This is a genomic window from Blautia massiliensis (ex Liu et al. 2021), assembly GCF_052064225.1.
In the GTDB taxonomy this organism is placed as follows: Bacteria; Bacillota; Clostridia; order Lachnospirales; family Lachnospiraceae; genus Blautia_A; species Blautia_A fusiformis.
Genome location: NZ_JBQHWA010000012.1, coordinates 1 through 21309 on the forward strand (window position 1 = coordinate 1; position 21309 = coordinate 21309).

Annotated in this window: 19 protein-coding genes; 3 read left to right on the forward strand and 16 right to left on the reverse strand. The window is 47.5% G+C overall.

Features of this window, described 5'->3' with window-relative positions:
• Positions 1-101: 101 nt before the first annotated feature.
• Both ACTNDQ_RS06410 and ACTNDQ_RS06415 read right to left on the reverse strand, forming a co-directional pair.
• Entirely contained in the window at positions 102-1349 is a 1248-nt protein-coding gene (locus ACTNDQ_RS06410) for a DUF1015 domain-containing protein (RefSeq protein WP_288788013.1), read from the reverse strand.
• Positions 1350-1479: 130 nt separating this feature from the next.
• Positions 1480-2841 carry an MATE family efflux transporter gene (locus tag ACTNDQ_RS06415; protein WP_441064207.1) on the reverse strand — a complete coding sequence of 454 codons (1362 nt, stop codon included), beginning with the start codon at positions 2839-2841 and terminating at the stop codon, positions 1480-1482.
• Positions 2842-3094: 253 nt separating this feature from the next.
• Between ACTNDQ_RS06415 and ACTNDQ_RS06420 the strand changes: the two genes are divergently transcribed.
• Both ACTNDQ_RS06420 and ACTNDQ_RS06425 read left to right on the forward strand, forming a co-directional pair.
• The gene (locus ACTNDQ_RS06420; protein ID WP_015524766.1) at positions 3095-3394 is read left to right on the forward strand and encodes a BMC domain-containing protein; all 300 of its coding nucleotides are present in this window, start codon (positions 3095-3097) and stop codon (positions 3392-3394) included.
• Positions 3395-3410: 16 nt separating this feature from the next.
• On the forward strand, positions 3411-3701 hold the full coding sequence (locus tag ACTNDQ_RS06425) for a BMC domain-containing protein (protein WP_015524765.1): 291 nt from the start codon (positions 3411-3413) through the stop codon (positions 3699-3701).
• Positions 3702-4356: 655 nt separating this feature from the next.
• Here ACTNDQ_RS06425 and ACTNDQ_RS06430 read toward each other — a convergent pair.
• The 14 genes from ACTNDQ_RS06430 to ACTNDQ_RS06495 all read right to left on the reverse strand — a co-directional run bounded on the left by ACTNDQ_RS06430 (position 4357) and on the right by ACTNDQ_RS06495 (position 19325).
• On the reverse strand, positions 4357-5049 hold the full coding sequence (locus ACTNDQ_RS06430; RefSeq protein WP_279199451.1) for a nucleotidyltransferase family protein: 693 nt from the start codon (positions 5047-5049) through the stop codon (positions 4357-4359).
• A 78-nt stretch (positions 5050-5127) separates the two neighbouring features.
• Positions 5128-5820, reverse strand: coding sequence for a selenium cofactor biosynthesis protein YqeC (gene yqeC / locus ACTNDQ_RS06435; protein WP_441064211.1), 693 nt, complete (start codon positions 5818-5820; stop codon positions 5128-5130).
• 52 nt (positions 5821-5872) lie between these two features.
• Positions 5873-6736, reverse strand: coding sequence for a selenium-dependent molybdenum cofactor biosynthesis protein YqeB (yqeB, locus tag ACTNDQ_RS06440; protein ID WP_441064213.1), 864 nt, complete (start codon positions 6734-6736; stop codon positions 5873-5875).
• Positions 6708-7523 (reverse strand): DUF975 family protein, encoded by an 816-nt coding sequence (locus ACTNDQ_RS06445; RefSeq protein ID WP_114002574.1) that lies wholly within the window; start codon positions 7521-7523, stop codon positions 6708-6710. The genes yqeB and ACTNDQ_RS06445 overlap by 29 nt, the downstream gene beginning before the upstream one ends.
• A gap of 3 nt (positions 7524-7526) precedes the next feature.
• A complete protein-coding gene (locus ACTNDQ_RS06450) occupies positions 7527-8126 on the reverse strand; it encodes a histidine phosphatase family protein (RefSeq protein WP_118623802.1) in 600 nt (199 codons plus the stop codon).
• Complete coding sequence (locus tag ACTNDQ_RS06455) at positions 8119-8499, reverse strand: bifunctional adenosylcobinamide kinase/adenosylcobinamide-phosphate guanylyltransferase (RefSeq protein WP_021650419.1); 381 nt, start codon at positions 8497-8499, stop codon at positions 8119-8121. Before ACTNDQ_RS06455 ends, ACTNDQ_RS06450 begins: the two co-directional genes overlap by 8 nt.
• A 27-nt stretch (positions 8500-8526) precedes the next feature.
• Entirely contained in the window at positions 8527-9303 is a 777-nt protein-coding gene (gene cobS / locus ACTNDQ_RS06460; RefSeq protein ID WP_173739654.1) for an adenosylcobinamide-GDP ribazoletransferase, read from the reverse strand.
• Positions 9300-9827 (reverse strand): bifunctional adenosylcobinamide kinase/adenosylcobinamide-phosphate guanylyltransferase, encoded by a 528-nt coding sequence (locus ACTNDQ_RS06465; RefSeq protein ID WP_279199440.1) that lies wholly within the window; start codon positions 9825-9827, stop codon positions 9300-9302. Before ACTNDQ_RS06465 ends, cobS begins: the two co-directional genes overlap by 4 nt.
• 1 nt (position 9828) lies before the next feature.
• Positions 9829-10881 (reverse strand): nicotinate-nucleotide--dimethylbenzimidazole phosphoribosyltransferase, encoded by a 1053-nt coding sequence (cobT, locus tag ACTNDQ_RS06470; RefSeq protein ID WP_441064287.1) that lies wholly within the window; start codon positions 10879-10881, stop codon positions 9829-9831.
• Entirely contained in the window at positions 10881-11309 is a 429-nt protein-coding gene (locus ACTNDQ_RS06475) for a GtrA family protein (RefSeq protein WP_441064217.1), read from the reverse strand. Before ACTNDQ_RS06475 ends, cobT begins: the two co-directional genes overlap by 1 nt.
• The gene (locus ACTNDQ_RS06480) at positions 11290-12237 is read right to left on the reverse strand and encodes a glycosyltransferase family 2 protein (protein ID WP_320810581.1); all 948 of its coding nucleotides are present in this window, start codon (positions 12235-12237) and stop codon (positions 11290-11292) included. Before ACTNDQ_RS06480 ends, ACTNDQ_RS06475 begins: the two co-directional genes overlap by 20 nt.
• Positions 12234-15008 (reverse strand): YfhO family protein, encoded by a 2775-nt coding sequence (locus tag ACTNDQ_RS06485; RefSeq protein ID WP_441064219.1) that lies wholly within the window; start codon positions 15006-15008, stop codon positions 12234-12236. Before ACTNDQ_RS06485 ends, ACTNDQ_RS06480 begins: the two co-directional genes overlap by 4 nt.
• A gap of 113 nt (positions 15009-15121) precedes the next feature.
• Positions 15122-18667: a pyruvate:ferredoxin (flavodoxin) oxidoreductase gene (gene nifJ / locus ACTNDQ_RS06490; RefSeq protein ID WP_059085599.1), complete on the reverse strand. Its 3546-nt coding sequence runs from the start codon at positions 18665-18667 to the stop codon at positions 15122-15124.
• Between the two features lie 244 nt (positions 18668-18911).
• Entirely contained in the window at positions 18912-19325 is a 414-nt protein-coding gene (locus ACTNDQ_RS06495; RefSeq protein ID WP_015524747.1) for an RrF2 family transcriptional regulator, read from the reverse strand.
• Between the two features lie 341 nt (positions 19326-19666).
• Here ACTNDQ_RS06495 and ACTNDQ_RS06500 point away from each other — a divergent pair, with 341 nt between their 5' ends.
• A complete protein-coding gene (locus ACTNDQ_RS06500) occupies positions 19667-21307 on the forward strand; it encodes an ABC-F family ATP-binding cassette domain-containing protein (protein ID WP_021650411.1) in 1641 nt (546 codons plus the stop codon).
• The last annotated feature ends 2 nt before the right edge of the window (positions 21308-21309 follow it).

Genomic DNA, 21309 nt, shown 5'->3' on the forward strand with positions numbered 1-21309 from the left:
ATCAACTCCTTTCAATAATATTCCACTCTAATATCTTATAAAACTCAACATGTACTTATATGATTTTATAATTTATATTTAACTGTTAATAACCTCCGGCATCAGTCTGAAAGCTTATGGATAAAAAGACCACTGCGGAGCTTCGGTTCAAACCAGGTGCTCTTTGGCGGCATAAGCTTACCCTCGTCTGCGATCGTCATCAGCTCCTCCATGGATGTAGGATACATGGCAAAGGCAGCTCCTCCTGTCTCATCTGCAGCTGCTGCCAGATCCTTCAGCCGGTGGTTTCCTCCCATAAAGCGGATCCTCTCATCGGTACGCGGGTCACTGATCCCCAGAACCGGACCCAGGACCTTATCCTGAAGAATAGACACATCCAGCTGACCTACGCTGTCTTTACCCGCATAGATATCCGGATATGCCTTCAGATGGAACCATTCTCCGTCTACATACAGCCCAAAGCAGTGTTTCTCCACCGGTTTACATGGAAATCCCGGCATTGCCATCAGCTCAAAATTAAACTTCATGCTTCCGATAAAGGCTTTGGGTTCCATACCCTTGATATCCTTTACGATCCTGTGATACGGAAGGATGGTCAGCTGGTCATACGGAAATACCACCGACAGGAAAAAGTTAAATTCTTCTTTTCCGGTGTAGTCCGGATGCTCCGCTCTTCTCTTCTGTCCAACCTTTACTGCGGAGGCTGCTCTGTGGTGGCCATCTGCAATATAGATAGAGGAGATCCCGCCAAAAAGACTATGTATAGTCCGGATCTTTTCATCCTCATCTACGATCCATACACGATGTGTGATCTCATCATCGGAAGTAAAATCATACACCGGAGCATGTGCATTTTTCCATTCTTCCATAAGAGTAAGAAGCTCTGCCGGATATCTGCACGCCAGAAAAATAGGACCTGTGTTGGCATCACAGACATCCACATGACGGATGCGGTCCTGCTCCTTATCCTCTCTTGTAAGCTCATGCTTTTTGATCACACCATTCATGTAATCATCAATGGAACTGACACCTACGATCCCGGTCTGGGATCTTCCCTTACGGATCAGTTCATACAGATAATAGTTCGGTTTCTCATCCTGGATCAGGATCCCTTCTTTCTGGAAACGATCCAGATTTTCCCCTGCCTTCTGATAAACCTTCGGATCATAAAGATCGGTTTCCGGATCCAGATCCATCTCCGCACGGTCTATATGGAGAAAAGATTCCGGATTTTTTTCCCCGATCTCTCGCGCTTCCTCTCTGCTGACTACGTCATAGGGAAGTGCAGCCACCTTTTCTGCTTTTTCTGAAGCAGGTCTTACTGCCCGAAATGCCTGAAATAAAGCCATTATGTTTTCCTCTCATTCCTGTCCGGCCATACGCCGGCCCTTCTTAAGATTTCTGCTTAGTTTGCAGAAAAATCATCCTGTCCATTCTAACACATATCAAAATTTCCCGCAAACCTTTATCCGGCCCGTCTTATGCCTTACGTTTGTTCAGCTCCGGCAGTACCGTTACCAGCATAGTAAAAAAGCATGCACAGCCGCCTACAAGGTTGGAAACCGGTTCCGCCCAGAACACGCCGTCTGTTCCCAGGCCATTCACAGAAGGCAGCAGGATCGTCAGCGGTACCACGATCACTACCTTTCGGAACAGAGAAAAAAAGGTGGCCTTTTTTGCCTTTCCAAGTGCCACGAACACGCTTTGCCCGGTAAACTGCAAGGCCATAAAGCAGAAGCCGAAAAAGTAAATATGAAGGGCGGGAACTCCCTTTTCCAGAAGCCCGGGATCGCTGTTAAAGATCCGGATAAAAAATTCCGGAAGCAGCTTCAGGATTCCCCAGCCTGCCAGGGTATAGATCACACAGACAGCTGTGATAAATTTAATTGCTTTTTTGACTCTGTCGTATGCTTTTTCTCCATAATTGAAGCTCATGACCGGAGAAGCACCTGTGGTAAGCCCATGGACCGGCATGGTGAAAATATCGCGGACGGAATTTAAAACTGTCATGACACCAACGTAGATATCACCGCCCCAGGTCTGGAGTGTGGCATTGCATACCACCTGCACAAGACTGTTTGTAAACGCCATAAAAAAACCGGACATACCCAGGCTTACGATACTGCCCACTCTTTTCCAGGAGATCCTCATGGCGCTTTTTTTCAGGTTCAGGATCGCCTTTTTTCCTGTAAGGAAGCGTAAGACCCAGATGGCGGAACAAAACTGGGAAATGATAGTCGCCAAAGCCGCTCCCCGGACTCCCATGTGCATTCCAAAGATAAACAGGGGATCCAGAAGAATGTTCAGTACAGCACCGATCAGTATCGTGAGCATCCCTGTGTTTCCAAAGCCCTGGCTGTTGATAAACGGGTTCATTCCCAGAGTGATCATCACAAACAGGGTTCCCAGAAGATAGATCCTTATGTAGTCTGCCGCATAGGAAAAGGTTACATCACTGGCACCAAAGGCATAGAGAATCGGTCTGTAAAAGATAAGGCCAGTGGCTGTCAGGATCACTCCTGTGCCGATCAGCATCACAAAGGTGTTTCCCATGAGCATTTCTGCTTCTTCCCGGTTTCCTCTTCCCCGTTCCATGGAGCAAAGCGGTGCTCCTCCATTTCCAAAAAGATAGGTAAATGCGGTGATCAGGGTGATAATAGGAAAACACAGTCCCACTCCTGTCAGTGCAGTGGCTCCGATCTCAGGAATCCTTCCGATATAGATCCGGTCTACAATGTTGTAAAGGAGGTTCAGGATCTGTGCAATGATCATCGGCACAGCCACTTCCATAATGTTACGATAGACATTTCCTGTTGAAAAGTCTGTCTGATGTATCTGCATTTCTTTACACCTTCCTGCTATTTCTTATTTAATTAATATACTATATCCGGCGTCCAAAGTAAACTTTGCGTTGCTGTTCTCTTCGTGAGCTACTGTTCACTCCGTTCTCAGTAATACTTTGTTATCTGTGTATTTATTCCTTGCTATTTTTGTCTAAAAAAGTTATAATAAATCCATAAAAACGGTAATGATTCCACGTAAAACCGATCAAGAAACCACATTACTGGAATCTGTTCCGCATGGAGGTATTTTTATGGATAATAATTATAAGGGCATGGCTGTAGGTGTTTTTGAGCTGGATAACCTGGTTGCCTGTTTTGTTGCTCTTGATGCTGCTTCCAAAGCAGCCAATGTCAGGATCCAGAGTGTTGAACGTAACCGTCTGAAGAGTGGCGCCTGTGTCAAGATGCGTGGTTCTGTTTCTGACGTTAATGCAGCTATGGAGGTTGCGCTGGAGGCAGCCAAACCTCTTGGTAAGGTTGTTTCTCATACTGTGATCGCTTCTCCTTCTGAGGATACTGAGATCGCACTGAAGATGACGATCAATAAATAAAGGGGGCGACGGATTTATGAATTATGGTGCTTTTGGTTTAGTTGAGGTTGTTGGCAGCAGTAATGCGATCCTGGTGATCGACCAGATGCTGAAGACTTCTGATGTTTCTTTTCTTACCTGGCAGACGAAGTGTGGTGGTCATGCCACTGTTTTTCTGACTGGTGATGTTTCTGCTGTTACGGCTGCCGTTGACAGTGTAAAAGGGAACCCGCCTTGTGAGATCGTAGCTTCAGCAGTGATCTCCAATCCTTCCGGTGAGACGGTTCGTCTGGCTGAGGAAGAAGCGGCTAAGAATCATTTTATTTGAGATTTGTCTATATTATAAAATAATAACGAACGTACGCAGGGAACCGCCCTGGCGTGGCGGGAAGGGCTTCGTCGTCCGCTGGCTTCTAAGGTGCTGCGGCTTCTGCTAAAATCATTCCAAAAAGTTCTGAACTCGCGTCCAGACGCTCAGACAGCAGAACTTTTTGAAATAACGCAGAAACCACACCACCTAAGAATCAGCAGGACTCCTGCAGAACATCCCACTACGCCAGGGCGGTTCCCTGCTGGCTTTTGTATGCGTGAAATTGCCTCAGACACGGTGCTTTCACCCTAGCTCACTCTCTATGCCACACGTCAACAGCTCTTTTTGTCATCTTCTTCAACCTCACACCTTCACTCCAGCACATTCCCTCTGTCACACGTCAACAGCTCTTTTCGCTATATTCTTCGACCTCACGCCTCCACTATAGCCTTCCACTCCTTCGCACGTCAGCCGGCGAGATACCGTCTGGTTTGGGCTGGCTCTGCAGGAGGGGTGCGCTTCTTAGGCGGTGGGAATCTGCGTTGCTGGAAAAAATCCAGCTGTTTGAGCGACGCAGGAGCGAGTTCTGGATTTTTTTTCAGCGGTTTTAGCAGATTTCCGGCGTCTTAGAAGCCAGCCCCCGACGAAGCCCCAGCCCAAACCAGACGGTACCTCACCGGCGTCCGTCCGAAAAATCCACATCCACCATCTCCCGTCCATCTTCAACCTTCATCACAGCCACATCCCCCCGATGTGCCACAACCACTCTCTTCCCTCCGACATCACCGGAAAGCTCCATCAGCTCCCCATAATACTTCTTCGAAAAAACACAGGGATTCCCGGTCTTCCCATCATGCTCCACACAGGCGATCCCCTTCCCATCTCTCAAAAACACATCCACCAGTCCAAAAACCGTCTCCCACCGCAACCACGGCTGATCTGCCACCGTAAACAAACAAGCATCCATCTCCCGGTTGACCCGCAGCCCGATCTTCAGTGAGGAAGATATCCCCTCATCCGGATGCAGATTATAAAGAAACCGCGCGCCGAGCTTCTCTGCTTCCTGCGCGATCTCCTCATACTGTGTGACAACTGTGATCTCACACCTGTGCCCCTGTTCCTCCAGTGCTGCTTTCACTTTTTTCAGTTCCAGGAGAATATGCCTGTACATCGGCATTCCGTCTATCCCGTACAGCAGCTTATTGCTTCCAAACCGCCGGCTGTTTCCTGCTGCCAGCATGATCAGTCCCAGCTTCATATCACCGCTCCACTTCCTTTCGATTCTAGTACAGCGAATATTAAGTAACCGCCATATTGACTTGCCTGATTTTTCATCTGCTGCGTTGTCGTCAATCGTCGTAGCCACCGCTACACCTCATTCCTCCGCCTTGCAGATGAAGAAATCATCCTGCGTCAATATAGCAGAAACTTAATTTTCGCTGTACTAGCTGTTTACACTTCTCTGCAGGCTTCCGCAGATCATCATGATCCCAGACTCCTGACCTTGTGCCATAAGCTTCTCCACCACACAAGGATCCTCCAGAGTATCTGCCTTGTTCAGATACGCAAGAAATCTTCGCCCGTCCACTCCTTTTTGCAATCCGTCTTCAGACCGGATGATCTTCCACACATCCATCCATGTCACAGGCTCATCTGTACGCTTTCCCAGAAATCCCGCCACATCATCCGAACGCTGTGCCGTATCACAGATCCTTCTGCCGATGCAGTCAAGACCGATCACTCCTACTACCACATCTGCAAAAGAAGGGATCACCGGCTCATGAACAGCCGGCACTTTAAGGGGTCGGCGCCTGGATCCGTCAGCTTCCACAAGAAGAAGATCACAAAAGCCGGGCAGCTTTTCCAGGATCTCCTTTTCGGGGCCGGAAATCTTTGGCTGCCCGGCCTTGTGATGAGCCGCGATGACGTATCCGTATTGTTCTATAAGCCGGCATGCTCCCGGAATGTCCTCTGCCTCCGCAAAAGGACGTTCCGGTTCCCATGCCATATGCGTGGTTGTGGTCACGATCACACGTTTTCCCTGTCCGGAAAATATTTCTGCCAGTCCAAGGATCAGACTGGTCTTTCCGCCGCCTCCTGTGAATGCCACAGTAAGCGCTTTTTCATTTTTCTTCATGACTCACTCCATTTATCTTCTAACTTCTTTCAGGCACCAGGCTCTGTATCGGTCACAGATTCTCATTCCTCACAGCTTTCTCTGTTCCCGGAAGCACTCCGCAGGAAAGCAGCATCTCCAGTACTCCCCCTGCGATACACCTCGCCTTGTCTGAGATCGTAAAACAGTTTTTCTTCTGTTCTGCCCTTGGGTCGATGTCCGCGATCTTCATTCCCTCAAAAACAGGGTAGCCGTCCCGGATCAGCCCCCGGATCACGCCGGAAATGGTAGCCTTCACCGGCGTATCACCTACCATGGCGATCACCTGGTCTTTTTCAACAAGATCTGCGATCTGACAGATATTTTTCATGTTACCGGCTGCCGGTGAATGGATCACACGTTCCTTTCCGATCCCTGCAATCAGTCCCGGCACTCCGGTATTCGGCAGGGCACTGCCTTTTTTTATGATCCTTCCCAGGTTATGGCCGCGCATGGTCTCGATCACGTAATCCACATCCTCCCCTGCGGTAAAGCCCGGGCCAAGTCCCACAGTCAGTGGTGCCATATCCCTGCTGGTCCCAAGATTCTTTTTTGCAAGGATGGCATCGATCACTGCCTCCGGCTCCAGTTCGCGGATATGTTTTCCATGGGTATCTGTCAGAAGGGGGATCTCTCCCTGTGCCCAGCATTTCCTGCACTGGGTCCGGATATCGTTCTCCGTGATCCTCCTGCACACAACGCCTTCCACCTCTGCAGTTCCGTCATAAACAGCTTCACAGAAGGCCACATGACGGCGGATGGCACTTGGACGGTCACATTCCAGGATCAGGACCTGATAGCCACTCTGATGAAGCTTGTGGATCACTCCTGTGGCCAGATCTCCGCCACCTCTCACAAGGATCATTTTATCAGTAAATGCCGCTGTTTTCATCTTCATACACCTGCTGTCCGTTTCCCGGCATTCCTGCCGCAAGAGTATCATAAAGCTCCGCATAGGTTGCATCTTTATACGGGGATACATAAAAGAGTCCCGCGATCCCGGCCGTAATTGCCGAAAGGACAGACCAGGGAATAAAGGAAAGATCCAGGATAAAGGTATCCATCTTCTGTCCGTTCATCATCTCACGGCTTTTTGCAAATACTTCCTTTGTGCTCATATCCGGATATTCCGCAAGAAGATAAGGGATCATCTTATATTCGTAGGATTTTACCACTCCGGGAATAATAAAAAGCAGCGTCCACAATACAAGATACAGGTCCCGTAAAAACATGGTTTTTACGATATTACCGTAATTCCCGGAACGAAATACACTGAGGAGCTTTCCGGGTCCGGGTACAGAATAAAGGTTCTCAATGTAAAAATCTCTTCCGCCTACCTCCAAAACATTTCCCACAAAGAAATGAAAAAGGATTCCGATCAGAGCCACAGCTACCACGGCACTGGCACTCAGAAGTGCAAAAAGCACTGCCAGTGGGGAGCGAAATACATGGCTGACATAAGAAGTAACACCATTGATATCCGTACCCAAACGATACGTTGTAACACCGTAGTCCGGACTTACCACATTTCCGGCACTGCCTGTGGCCGCACCGCTTCCGCCGGTTGCCATCACAATAGCCAGCACCAGACTTACCAGTACTGCTGACCAGTAATTTTTTTTGAATGCCTGTTTTCCGCGCCATTTCAGGTCACTGCGTTTCCAGCTGATCTTCTGCTCATTCATAACTTAACCCTCCATATATGCTTCACGGACACAGAGCTCTCTCCGTCCCTTCTGCCACAGCGCAGGCTCCAGCTCTGCCAGATAACCGCCGCCGTTTTTTACATGCCATTCATAAAAAGCCCTGGGTCTGTCCGCATATTCTTCCATAATGTTCATGATCGTACCGCCATGTATCACAAGAGCCGCTGTCTTTATGTTGTTACGGATACACTGTGTGACAGCCTTCTGAAATCCTGTAAGGCTCCGGTGCTTAAACGCTTCTCGACTTTCTCCTCCCGGAAAAGGAAGCGTTCCATTGCTGTCGATCCACCTCTGATAATCCTGATTTCCGGAAAGCTCTTTATAATTTTTATTCTCAAACTCTCCAAAATCACACTCGGAAAGCTCTTCGATAATATGAAAGCTTTTTCCTGGAAAAAGGATCCCCGCAGTTTCCACACAGCGGCAGAGCGGACTTACATAAAGGGCCTCCGGCATGGGATAGGTCAGCTTTTCCAGAAATTCCTTTCCCTCCGTGCTCAGCGGTTCATCCGTTGTTCCGATATAACGCTGAAGCTTATTTCCGGGTGTCTGTCCGTGTCGTATCAGATATAATCTAATCATCCTTCAGCACCGTCCCGATCCCGCATACCACTCTTGTGACCCTGCTGCTTTTTGCAGCCAGTGCAGTGCACACCCGGCCAACAGCTTCTCGGTACTGCCGTTCAAAAGCATCCGCCGGAACGATCCCGTAGCCTACCTCCTCACTGACAAGGATCACATCCGGATCCTGCTGTGCCAGCTTTTCTGCCAGGCCGGTGAGATCTTCTCCTGCCTTCAGAGCTTTTCTTATGTATTCCTGAAATCCCAGAACGCCCGCTGCCTTCAGAAGCTCCTCTTCTGTGATCTCTCCTCCGAATTTCCAGTCCACATCCGGGAACTGTGCTTTTGCATAGGCAGCTTTTCCCTGATATGCACCTCCGATTATCATTTCCATATCTTTTTTACCTCATCCAAATCTTCATTACAGATTAAACGTGCCACCAAGAGCAAGCACCAGTGCCATCACAACCTCGCAAATGCAAAGGAAAAATCCGGAAAGATCACCTGTGGTCCCTCCAAAATATTTCAAAGCCATATGGTGATACCACCAGAATACCAGAAGTGCGCTGACAGCTGCCAGAACACCCAGGACCGGATCTACCCATATCATCAGCGCCGCAAGGATCACAAACATCGTGATAAGAACATTTCGCACTGCGATCTCTGACGCATTTCTGGAAAATTCTGCCACAGTCCCGTCTGTCCTTGCCTTGGGAAATGTGATCACACCGATCCCGGAAAGACATCTGGACATCATAAAGCCCAGGCTCATGATACAGATCCCGTTATAATTTCCAAGGAGCTGATCCCAGGCTCCCAGCCAGAGGATAAAATATACGCAGGCTGTGATAATGGCAAATGCACCTGCATGGGAATCCTTCAGGATCTCCAGCCTCCTTGTGCGTTCCTGCCAGGAGCTTAATGCATCCGATGTGTCCAGAAGCCCATCTACATGAATGCCGCCGGTAATAAATACCGGGATCACAGTAAGGATCACAGCAAGAAAAAATGGCTCCAGAGCTACGTGTACACCGAGGACCCCTCCTGCAAGCCAGGTCAGGATGCCGATGGCAGTACCCACAAAGGGAAAAAAGCACATCATATATTTTATGTTTTCCTTCTTCCAGTCCACCATGGGCATGGGGATCTTTGAAAACATGGCAAAGGCTGCCTTAAAACTGTTCCATAAACTTTTCATGCTTCCTTTCCTCCTTTATGCCATACAGGGATCCCGTATACGACTTCCACAACCTCTTCTGCCATCTCTGCCAGCTTCTGGTTGATCTGTCCCAGCTCTTTTTTGTACTGTTCTGATTCTTCCTCGTAGAGGATCCCGTCTGAAAAGATCTCGTTGGTGACGATCACCACATGCTTTGCCTGGGAAAGAAGATTTTTCACTCCTTCTGTGATCTTTTCTGCCACCTCCGGGTAGAAGCCGCCTTCCCGGAACATCTCATTTGCAACCAGATTGGACATGCACTCCAGAAGGACCACGCAGTCCTTCGGGATGAGCAGCTCATCCAGCTCTGTATATCTTTCTATTGTCTCGAAGCCTTTTCCTGCACGCATGTGCCGGTGTCTGCGGATGCGCCTGTGGCTTTCTTCGTCAAAAGCCTGCATGGTGGCGATATAGATCCTTCTGGCTTCGCCAAGGGAAAGTACGGTTTCTTCCGCAAAAGCAGATTTTCCGCTTCCGCTGCCTCCTGTTACAACAACCAGCATATTATTTCAGCTCCTCGTACTGTTCTACATTGATATCACCAAAGGTACTCATGGAATTATATACTGCACAGGACAGATCCATCATCGGAAACAGTGCCACAGCTCCGGTTCCCTCGCCCAGGCACATGCCTGCGTGGATGATCGCTTCCTTGCCAAGCTCCTTCAGGATCAGCTGTGCTGCAGGCTCTCTGGATACATGAGACGCAATGATATGATCACTTACCTGCGGGCAGATCTTTACTGCAATCAGTGCAGATACGCAGGAAATAAATCCGTCCATGACAACCGGCATTCCAAGTGCTGCTCCTCCAATGAATACTCCTGCCATTCCTGCAATATCCAGTCCACCTACCTTTGCCAGGACGTCAATGGCATCTGAACGATCCGGATTATTCAGGGCGATTGCCTTTTTGATCGCATTGATCTTCCGGACAAGGCCTTCACTGGTCAATCCGGCACCACGTCCGGTCATATCTTCCACCGGTTTTCCGAGAAGCACAGCTGCTACCGCACTGCTGGTGGTGGTATTTCCGATGCCCATCTCGCCGGTTGCAAGAACCTGATAGCCTTTTTTCTTCAGCTCCTCTGCCATGACAATTCCGGCTTCGATGCCACGGATTGCCTGATCTCTTGTCATTGCCGGCTCTCTGGTCATATTTCTGGTCCCATAGGCAACCTTAAGATCTGTACGGACCTTTGTATCTGTGACCATTCCCACATCTACAGGAAAAAGCTCTGCTCCACACTGACGGCACATCACACAGCAGGTAGTAGTCCCTTCCAGAAAATTCTCAGCCACAACAGCCGTCACTTCCTGTCCGGTCTGGGTCACCCCCTCTTCTACAACTCCGTTATCCGCGCACATGGCAACCACTGCTTTTTTTTCCACACGTACCTCCGGTGTACCTGTGATACCGGCGATCTGTGTCAGCATATTCTCCAGCTCTCCCAGAGAATGCAGGGGCTTTGCAATACTGTCCCATCTCTTTCTCGCCCCCTCCATAGCCTTTTCATCCAGAGGGCGGACTTTCTTCACTGCCTCATCCAAAGTCATCATTTGCTACCTCCAATCCTTTTACCTGTGGTAAAAATAATAAATTTACTAAAGATATAATTCAACGCCAGCACGATAAATTGTGTGCAGAATTTTGCAAACATATCCCGGAATCCCAGGATCTCCGCCAGAAGCCATACGCCACCTACCTCAATGACCATGGTCACCAGACGGGCACTTATAAATTTCAGAAAGGGCCGTATATGATCCCTCCATGTTTCACAGCGGTCATGAAATACAAATCTGGAATTCACAACATAGGCAAACAGGATCGCCAGGATGATCGATATGATGTTGGCACTCATCAGCGGGATTCCCATTTCCCTCATGATATAAAAGCTTAACAGATTTACAAGAGTCGTACAACCACCCCAGAAAATATAACGGATCACATCATTTTCATAGAATTTAAGGATCCACTTTTTCATTGGTATCTCCTCCTCGTATGATCTTTGATACGATATATCTTGGACGACGTTTTACTTCCTCATAGATCCTGGCGATATAATATCCGATGATCCCAAGGCTCATCATCACAGCACTTCCAATAAAAAGCATCACGATCAGAAGTGTGGTATAGCCTTCCACCGCATGCCCGGAAAAATACCGGACCAGAGAATAGACCAGAAGGAGCAGGGAGCACCCAAAGCAGCCAACGGCACCGGCTGTTACAAACTGCAGCGGAAGTGTTGTAAATGCCACGATATTCCGAAACGCATAGCTGATCAGCGTTCCTGCAGACCATTTGGATTCTCCGGCCTCACGCTCCTGCACCTCAAAAGGTACGGAGATGCTTTTGAAGCCTATCCAGGATGATGCCGCCCGGAAAAACATGCTGCGCTCAGGCATGGCGAGAACACTCTCCACCGCTTTCCTGTCCAGCAGCTTGAAATCGGAAGCGTTTTCCATATCAAAGCCGGTGGCACGGGACATGATCCGATAGAAAAATCCGGCACTTTTTCTGTGAAAAAGAGTTTCTTTTCCCCGGTTTTTCTTGATACCCTCCACAACCTCGTAGCCCTGCTTCCAGAGCCGGTACATTTCCAGGAGGATTTCCGGCGGATGCTGCAGGTCACAGTCCATCACAGCCACCGCATCTCCGCATGCCTGTGCAAGGCCGGCCACAATTGCTGCTTCTTTCCCGAAATTTCTGGAAAAATGCACACCTGTCACATTTTTATCTTCTACTGATACTTTTTCTATCGCTGCCCAGGTTCCGTCAGAGGAACCGTCATCTACCAGGACCAGTTCATAACGGATCCCGGCCTGCCCCAGGAGCTCTCTGAGAGTCCGGCAGGTTTTCTCCACCATCGGTTCCTCGTTACAGGCAGGCAAAACTACCGATAATCGGCTCATTTCTCCTGTTTTCCCCTTTCTTTTTGTTTTCCCTGGCGCCGGTAAGATATCACGATCCCGGCAAACAGGATCAGACCGATCACCGTCAGTATCATTCCGGGCACAATATACGGTGTACAATATCTGAGTGCGATTGTATGCCTGCCTTTTTTTAATTCCAGCCCCATATACATACTGTTTGCCTGCACAAGTTCTGTTTTTTCTCCATCTACATAGGCGGTAAAGCCTGCGCTGTATGGAATGGAAAATACCAGGATCTTATCGGAAGTGGTTGTGATATCTCCACGAATGCAATTTGTCTCCGTTTTGATATTCTGAAGACTTTCTTTTCCAAGCTCCTCTGTCTGTTCTTCAACAGAAGCCATGGGCTGACATACCACATACAGATCATCAAAGGTATATTCTCCCGGCATGGAGAATGTCAGTGTCATAGTTCCTGCAGAATAGTTTTTATATCCCATATTCAGAAGAAAATTATGTCTTCCGCTGTAGCCGTTGTATTTATCTGTAAAGATCCGGATAGTCTTGTCCACGGAGCCCAGCGAAACATCCACTGCTGATTCCTTGCTTTCTTTCCAGTAGCGCCAGTTATTATCTTCATAACGCACGGTATTCTTCTCATATTCTGTCATGGAATCCCATTTTTTATCACTGACCACTGCACGTGGAGAATAGGCATTAAAATCCAGATTTTTTGCCACAAGATAAACCTCTGCCTCCGGCTCTCCCTGATATCCGATCTGTACGGTTGCTCCTTCTTTGGCCACAATAATCTTTCCGTCTTTGATCTTACAGCCTTTTCCTGCTTCCAGTGTAAAATCTGCTTTCTTATCGTCAAAGGTGAGGTCTGTCTCAGAAAGACTGCTGTCCTCAAGGACTGCCCCCTGCAGGAGCGCCTGCTGCTTTTCGGTCACGGAAAGCTTTTCATAGTTTTCTCTGGGGATCCAGGAATCATAGGTATAACCAAGAGAAAGGGAATCCTCGTCTTCGTAGATCCTGTATTTTTTTGTGACTTCTGCTTCACTGTCATAGCCGTATGGCAGATACCCATATCCGCTTTTTTTGATGGCAAAATATTTCACCGAGGCAAGACGATCCAGGATACTCCGTCCGTCCAGGCTGCTGTAATGATAATCCCAGGGGGTATTCAGATACATCTCATCAAAGAAACGGCTGATATTTCCATTGGCCACACTGAAATAATAGGAAGTACTGTTGGTTCCCATATACATGGCAGTGTTTACATAAGAGCCCGTTTTGTACTGGTCATATCTGGTAACCGCTGAATCGTCCATTGACCGGATCGCTTTGTCCGGTCCGGACTGAAGCTTCTCCAGCGCCTGATCCTTTTCCTCAAATTCTGACAGATAATCTTTTTCGTAAGAATACTGGTATGAAACATTCAGAAGGATACTTGTCACAAGCACGGCCACGGTCATTCCACAGAGATATTTTCCCTGTGTAAATACGTTTCCGTAGGAAACCACTGTAAACACAGCCAGGACCAGCATCATCAGTGCCATGATATTGCGTTCTGTGCGGGCGGATTCTGAAAACAGTGCCAGCACGCCATATATCAGCAGCATCACAAATATCCGTCGTTTTTCCCTGATCCCCAGCGTAAACAGTTCCGGATATGCCTGTACCAGGATATATGCGATCAGCATTCCATACGCCCAGATCCATCGGTTGGACACGTATGAAAATCCATTCAGTACATGACCTGCAAAGGGGATCAGCAAAAACAGATTCAGAAGCACAAAGCCCAGCTTCAGTCCCGTATATTTTTTCTTTTTGGAAAAGATCACAAACACGCCTGCCATTGCGACTGCGGAATATCCAGCAACTCCCCACTGGATCATATTTTCGCCGATCAGGCAGCCGAGATATTTTTCGTAGTAAATGCGGTCATATAACAGTGGCACATAATTCTGCGCCTGAAAGCGCTCTGTTCCAAACAGAGTCATGACCACAGGTAAAAAGATCAGTGCAGCGATCATAAGTGCGACCAGATAAAAGCCAGCAAATTTCAGGAACCACTGAAATACATCTTTTACTGAACGCTTGCGGAATATTCCAAAATACCGGAAAGCTGCATACAGCACCATAAAGATACTGATCATATAAAAGAAATAAAAATTAGACATTGCCGCTACAGCCGTCGCACAGATAAAAAGGTATGGCTTTTCTTTTTTGTAAATCTTTTCAATTCCCATAAGGACCAGCGGCAGATAGATCATGGGATTGGAAAAATATGGATGCTTCATGGACGCATAAATGGTCCATCCTGCAAAAATATAAACAAGGCTTCCAAGAAATGTGGCCTGTTTGGGATTCTTGCGGTAAAAGCAGTAAATGCTGAATGTGATACCCGCCAGATAAATGCGGAGAAAGATCAGAATCTCATATAAGATCTCTGTGTCTTTTTCCGGTACAAAAACGGACAGTAAGGTCAGCGGATCACCGATCGCATAATAATGAAGTGTTGTAAGGATATCGGAACCGTATCCAATATGCATATCCCACATAGGAAGGGAAAGCTTATGCTCCGTCACCAGCGTCTGCAGAACATTCCGCAGATATTTTCCATAATAGGCCAATGCATTGATGTGCTGCGGAACACCGTCATGACTCCAGATCAGGGATTTTCCATTGAAATAAAAACAACTGTAAATAAACAGCGAGATCGCCGCAAAAACAATCGTATACAGAATATAAAAATCTGCTTTTTTCTCTTTCCGGGATTTCTCCTTCGAAAAAATTCTCTTCATATATGTCTCTCCTGTATATGAAAAAAGGCCTGCGGTGCGCTAAACACCGCAGGCCTGTCACCTAATGCTTAATCAGCAAGCACACTGTATAAACAGTAACTATTGATCAATAATTAGTCTTCTTTCTTATCTGCTCCGTAAAGAGTGATAAGTTTCTGCAGATACTCATATCTAGCCTGAGCCTCAGACTCGTTCTTAGCAAACAGTCTTGCAGCTTTCTCAGGATTCTGACGCTGCAGAGAATTGTAACGAACCTCACCGTTCAGGAAGTCCATATAGTTCTCCATATCCGGTGTCTTGGAATCAAGGCTGAACTTGTTCTCAGCAGCCGGGTTGAATCTGAAGTTGTGCCAGTATCCGCACTTAACTGCCAGCTCTTCCTCTGTCTGAGCTTTGCTCATACCTTTCTTGATACCATGGTTGATACATGGAGCGTAAGCGATGATCAGGGATGGTCCCGGATATGCCTCTGCCTCTGCGATTGCTTTTACAGTCTGGTTGAAGTCAGCACCCATGGAGATCTGTGCTACATATACATATCCATAGCTCATTGCGATAGATGCCATATCTTTCTTCTTAGTCTCTTTTCCGCCTGCTGCGAACTGAGCGATCGCACCTGTCGGTGTAGATTTGGAAGACTGTCCGCCTGTGTTGGAGTAAACCTCTGTATCGAATACCATAACGTTGATGTCACGTCCGCTTGCAAGAACGTGGTCAACACCACCGAATCCGATATCGTAAGCCCATCCGTCACCACCGAAGATCCACTGGGATTTCTTGGAGAGGAAGTCTTTCTGTGCAAGGATCTCGTTAGCCTTGTCACATCCGCAAGCCTCAAGAGCTGCAACGAGTTTCTCTGTAGCTGCACCATTTGTTGCGCCTACAGCATAAGTATCCAGCCATTCCTGACCAGCTGCCTTAACATCCTCGTTTGTTCCGTTAGCTACAAGGTCTTCGATCTTCTCTTTCAGACCGCCACGGATCGCACGCTGTGCAAGAAGCATACCATAACCGAACTCTGCGTTATCCTCGAACAGAGAGTTTGACCATGCAGGTCCCTGTCCCTTAGCGTTTGTTGTGTATGGTGTAGATGGTGAAGAGTTACCCCAGATAGAGGAACATCCTGTAGCATTTGCAATGTACATTCTGTCACCAAAGAGCTGTGTGATCAGCTTAGCGTATGGTGTCTCACCACAACCTGCACAAGCGCCGGAGAACTCAAGGAGCGGCTGTTTGAACTGGCTGCCTTTTACAGTTGTCTCTTTATATTTAGCGATAACGTCTTCCTTCTGAGGAAGTGTTACACCGTAATCGAAGAATTTCTGCTCTTCTGTGTTAGCTTCAAGCGGAGCCATCTCAAGAGCTTTGTTGCCTTTCTTTCCTGGGCAGACATTTGCGCAGGAACCACATCCTGTACAGTCAAGAGCGGATACAGTCATTGTGAATGTATAGTCTTTCATTCCTGTAAGAGGAAGTGTCTTGATTCCCTCTGGAGCGTTAGCTGTCTCATCTGCTGTCATAGCAACCGGACGGATTGCAGCATGCGGGCAGACATATGCACAGCGGTTACACTGGATACAGTTGTCCGGAACCCATACAGGAACGTTAACTGCGATACCACGTTTCTCATATGCAGCTGTTCCGGATGGTGTTGTACCATCTACATAATCCTTGAATGCAGATACCGGGAGGCTGTTACCTTCCTGAGCGTTGATCTTGCACTGGATGTTGTTTACGAAGTCCTGAGCTTCCTGAGCACCGTGGGATGCGTGAGACATGAAGAGTCCCTCGTCCTCAGCATTCTTCCAGCTCTCCGGAACCTGAACCTCTACGACCTGTTTAGCACCGGCATCGATAGCTGCCCAGTTCTTCTTAACAACGTCATCGCCCTTACGTCCGTAAGTAGCTTTAGCAGCAGCCTTCATAAGCTCGATAGCCTGCTCCTCAGGAATGATTCCTGTAAGCTTGAAGAATGCGGACTGAAGGATCGTGTTGATACGTGTTGGTCCCATGCCGGTCTCAATACCGATCTTAACACCATCGATGGTGTAGAATTTGATATTGTGGTTAGCGATGAAAGCTTTAACCTGTCCTGGAAGATGTTTCTCAAGTCCTTCCATATCCCAAGCACAGTTCAGAAGGAATGTACCTCCGTCAACAAGCTCCTGTACCATGTTATATTTGTTAACATAGGACGGATTATGACATGCAACGAAGTTTGCTTTGTGGATCAGGTATGTGGATTTGATCGGTTTCTTACCGAAACGAAGGTGAGACATTGTAACACCGCCGGACTTCTTGGAGTCATAATCGAAGTAAGCCTGAGCGTACATGTCTGTGTTATCACCGATGATCTTGATGGAGTTCTTGTTAGCACCTACAGTACCATCAGCTCCAAGTCCCCAGAACTTGCAGTTTGTTGTTCCCTCTGGTGTTGTAACAAGTGGTGCGCCTGTCTCAAGAGAAAGGTTTGTAACATCATCAACGATACCGATTGTGAATTTCTCTTTCTCAGTGTTCTCATATACTGCTACGATCTGTGCAGGTGTTGTATCTTTGGAACCAAGTCCGTAACGTCCTGTAAAGATCTTAACATCGCTGAACTTGCTGTCGCGAAGAGCTGCAACAACATCAAGATACAGAGGCTCGCCAAGAGCTCCTGGCTCTTTTGTTCTGTCAAGAACAGAGATCTGCTTAACTGTATCCGGGATTGCATCGATAAGAGCCTGTGCACAGAATGGTCTGTAAAGACGAACTTTAACAACACCGACTTTCTTGCCAGCTGCCATAAGGTAATCGATTGTCTCCTCGATGGTATCGTTTACGGAACCCATAGCCACGATGATGTGCTCAGCGTCAGCAGCTCCGTAGTAGTTGAACAGTTTGTAGTCTGTTCCGATCTTCTCGTTAACTTTGTCCATGTACTCCTGAACAACTGCCGGAAGAGCGTCATAATATGGATTACATGCCTCTCTTGCCTGGAAGAAGATATCCGGGTTCTGAGCGGAACCTCTCTGACATGGATGGTTCGGGTTCAGAGCACGGTTACGGAACTCTGCGATTGCGTCCATATCTGCCATATCTTTCAGATCTTCATAGTCCCATGTCTCGATCTTCTGGATCTCATGAGATGTACGGAATCCGTCGAAGAAGTTGATAAACGGAACTTTTCCTTTGATTGCTGCAAGATGAGCAACCGGTGTAAGGTCCATAACCTCCTGTACAGAAGACTCACAAAGCATTGCACATCCGGTCTGACGACAGGCCATAACGTCGGAATGGTCACCGAAAATACAAAGTGCGTGGGAAGCAAGTGCACGGGCAGATACGTTGATAACTCCCGGAAGCTGCTCACCGGCGATCTTGTAAAGGTTCGGGATCATAAGCAGAAGACCCTGGGAAGCTGTGTAGGTTGTAGTCAGGGCACCTGCTGCCAGAGAACCGTGAACGGCACCTGCTGCACCTGCCTCAGACTGCATCTCTGTAACCTGTACTTCCTGTCCAAAGATGTTCTTTCTTCCCTGAGTTGCCCACTCGTCTGTAGCCTCAGCCATTACAGATGAAGGGGTAATCGGGTAAATAGCAGCTACATCAGAAAAAGCGTATGATGCATGAGCGGCTGCATGGTTACCATCCATGGTTTTCATCTTTCTTGCCATTGTTTTTTCCTCCTTAAAGGTTTGTTAAAAAATATATTATTTAGGCTTATGAAGGCCTAAAATTCCATTAGTTATTATATCATAGATTCCCAGTTATGTCCATTTTCTTTCATTGTTTTTTGTATATTATCCTGTACAAACGCCGTTATCTTTTTCACAAATAAAAAAGAGCTGTTCGGAATTTTTCCTCTCCAAACTGCTCTCCTTATCATCTCATACGCTTATCCCAACTCACATCCGGGAATCACTTCTCCTCTTTTCCGAAAAGATCCTTCATGGATTTCCGACGGAGCATTGTCCACAGCTGATCCTGGATCTCCTGAAGCTCATCATGTGCATGGCAGGGAACTCCGTCCTGTCCGTTCCTCGGACACTGATATGTGCCGTTCAGGCACTCAATGATGGACATATCCGGATCGATCGCACTGTATATCTCATATAATGACAGTTCTTCCGGATCTCTCTTCAGCGCGTAACCGCCATGAACTCCGCGGTATCCTTCCACGAGCCCTGCATTCTGAAGCTTCTTCAGTATCTTGTATGCAAAGGGTGCTGTGATCGATTCCCTCTCACAGATCTCGCTGACGCTCAAACGCGGTTCCCACATCAATGCGCGGATAACCCGCATCGCATAATCGCTTTCTCTGGTGATAAACATTTTTAACCTCTCTTCTGTTCAACTAAGCTGCTGATTTATGATAGTTTCCGCATTCCATCCGATCTGCCACGTTCCTGGGTGTTTCTGATGTGCCAGAGAGCCGGATATCCATATCCCCGGAATACTTCATTACCACATACGACAGTATAACCCATTTTTTTATATAATAAAAGGTTATTATTTTCCTGTGATTCATAGTAATCCCCTGTTTTTCCTTTATTTAGCCGAAAAAAGGAAAATACAGCTTGCAAATTTTTCAGTTTACGGTACAATAGGAAACGATTGTAATGCTTTCGTATGTAATTGAAACGATATTTATTTAATGAAAAAAGAGGTATGATATGATTTCAGCAAATAACATCACACTGCGCGTTGGAAAAAAAGCGCTGTTTGAAGACGTTAACATCAAATTTACAGAGGGTAACTGTTATGGATTGATCGGCGCCAACGGCGCAGGAAAATCTACATTCCTCAAAATCCTTTCCGGTCAGCTTGAGCCTACCAAGGGCGACATTGTGATCACCCCCGGTCAGAGACTTTCTTTCCTGCAGCAGGATCACTTCAAATATGATGCTTATCCGGTTCTGGATACTGTCATCATGGGTAATGAAAGACTCTATCAGATCATGAAAGAGAAAGAAGCCATTTACGCAAAGGAAGATTTCACAGACGAAGATGGCATCCGTGCCAGCGAGCTTGAGGGTGAGTTTGCAGAAATGAACGGATGGGAAGCAGAGTCCGATGCTGCTACTCTTCTCAACGGTCTCGGAGTCGACACCGAGTTCCACTATACACAGATGGCAGACCTTACCGGTAGTATGAAGGTCAAGGTTCTTCTTGCACAGGCTCTTTTCGGAAATCCTGATATCCTTCTTCTTGATGAGCCGACCAACCACCTGGATCTTCCTGCTATCGAATGGCTGGAGGAGTTCCTGATCAATTTTGACAATACGGTTATCGTAGTATCCCATGACCGTTATTTCCTGAACAAGGTCTGCACACATACTGCTGATATCGATTATGGCAAGATCCAGCTTTATGCCGGAAACTACGACTTCTGGTTTGAATCCAGCCAGCTTCTGATCAAGCAGATGAAAGAGGCCAACAAAAAGAAAGAGGAGAAGATCAAAGAGCTCCAGGAGTTCATCTCCCGTTTCAGCGCCAATGCTTCCAAATCCAAGCAGGCGACTTCCAGAAAGCGTGCCCTGGAAAAGATCCAGCTGGATGACATGCGTCCTTCCAGCCGTAAATATCCATACATCGACTTCCGCCCGAACCGTGAGATCGGAAACGAGGTCCTCATGGTGGAAAATCTGTCCAAGACCATTGATGGAGTAAAGGTTCTGGACAACATTTCCTTCACTCTTGGTCGTGAAGATAAGGTTGCCTTTGTGGGCGCCAACGAGCAGGCCATCACAACCTTCTTCAAGATCCTTACAGGTGAAATGGAGCCGGATGAAGGAAATTACAAATGGGGCGTTACCACTTCCCAGGCATATTTCCCGAAGGATAACACACAGGAATTCGATAACGACCTTACTATCACCGACTGGCTGACACAGTACTCCGAGATCAAGGACGCAACCTACGTCCGTGGATTCCTTGGCCGTATGCTTTTCCCTGGTGAGGATGGTGTAAAACGTGTCCGTGTTCTTTCCGGTGGTGAAAAGGTTCGCTGTCTTCTTTCCAAGATGATGATCTCCGGTGCCAATATCCTGATCCTGGATGAGCCAACCAACCATCTGGATATGGAGTCTATTACAGCACTGAACAACGGACTGATCAAATTCCCGGGAGTGATCCTTTTCACCTCACACGATCACCAGTTTGTACAGACAACTGCAAACCGCATCATGGAGATCCTTCCTAACGGCAAGCTGGTAGACAAGATCACCACTTACGACGAGTATCTTGCCAGCGACGAAATGGCCAAGAAGCGTCACGTATTCCAGGTTAACGAAGAGGACGCACAGGATAACTAAAT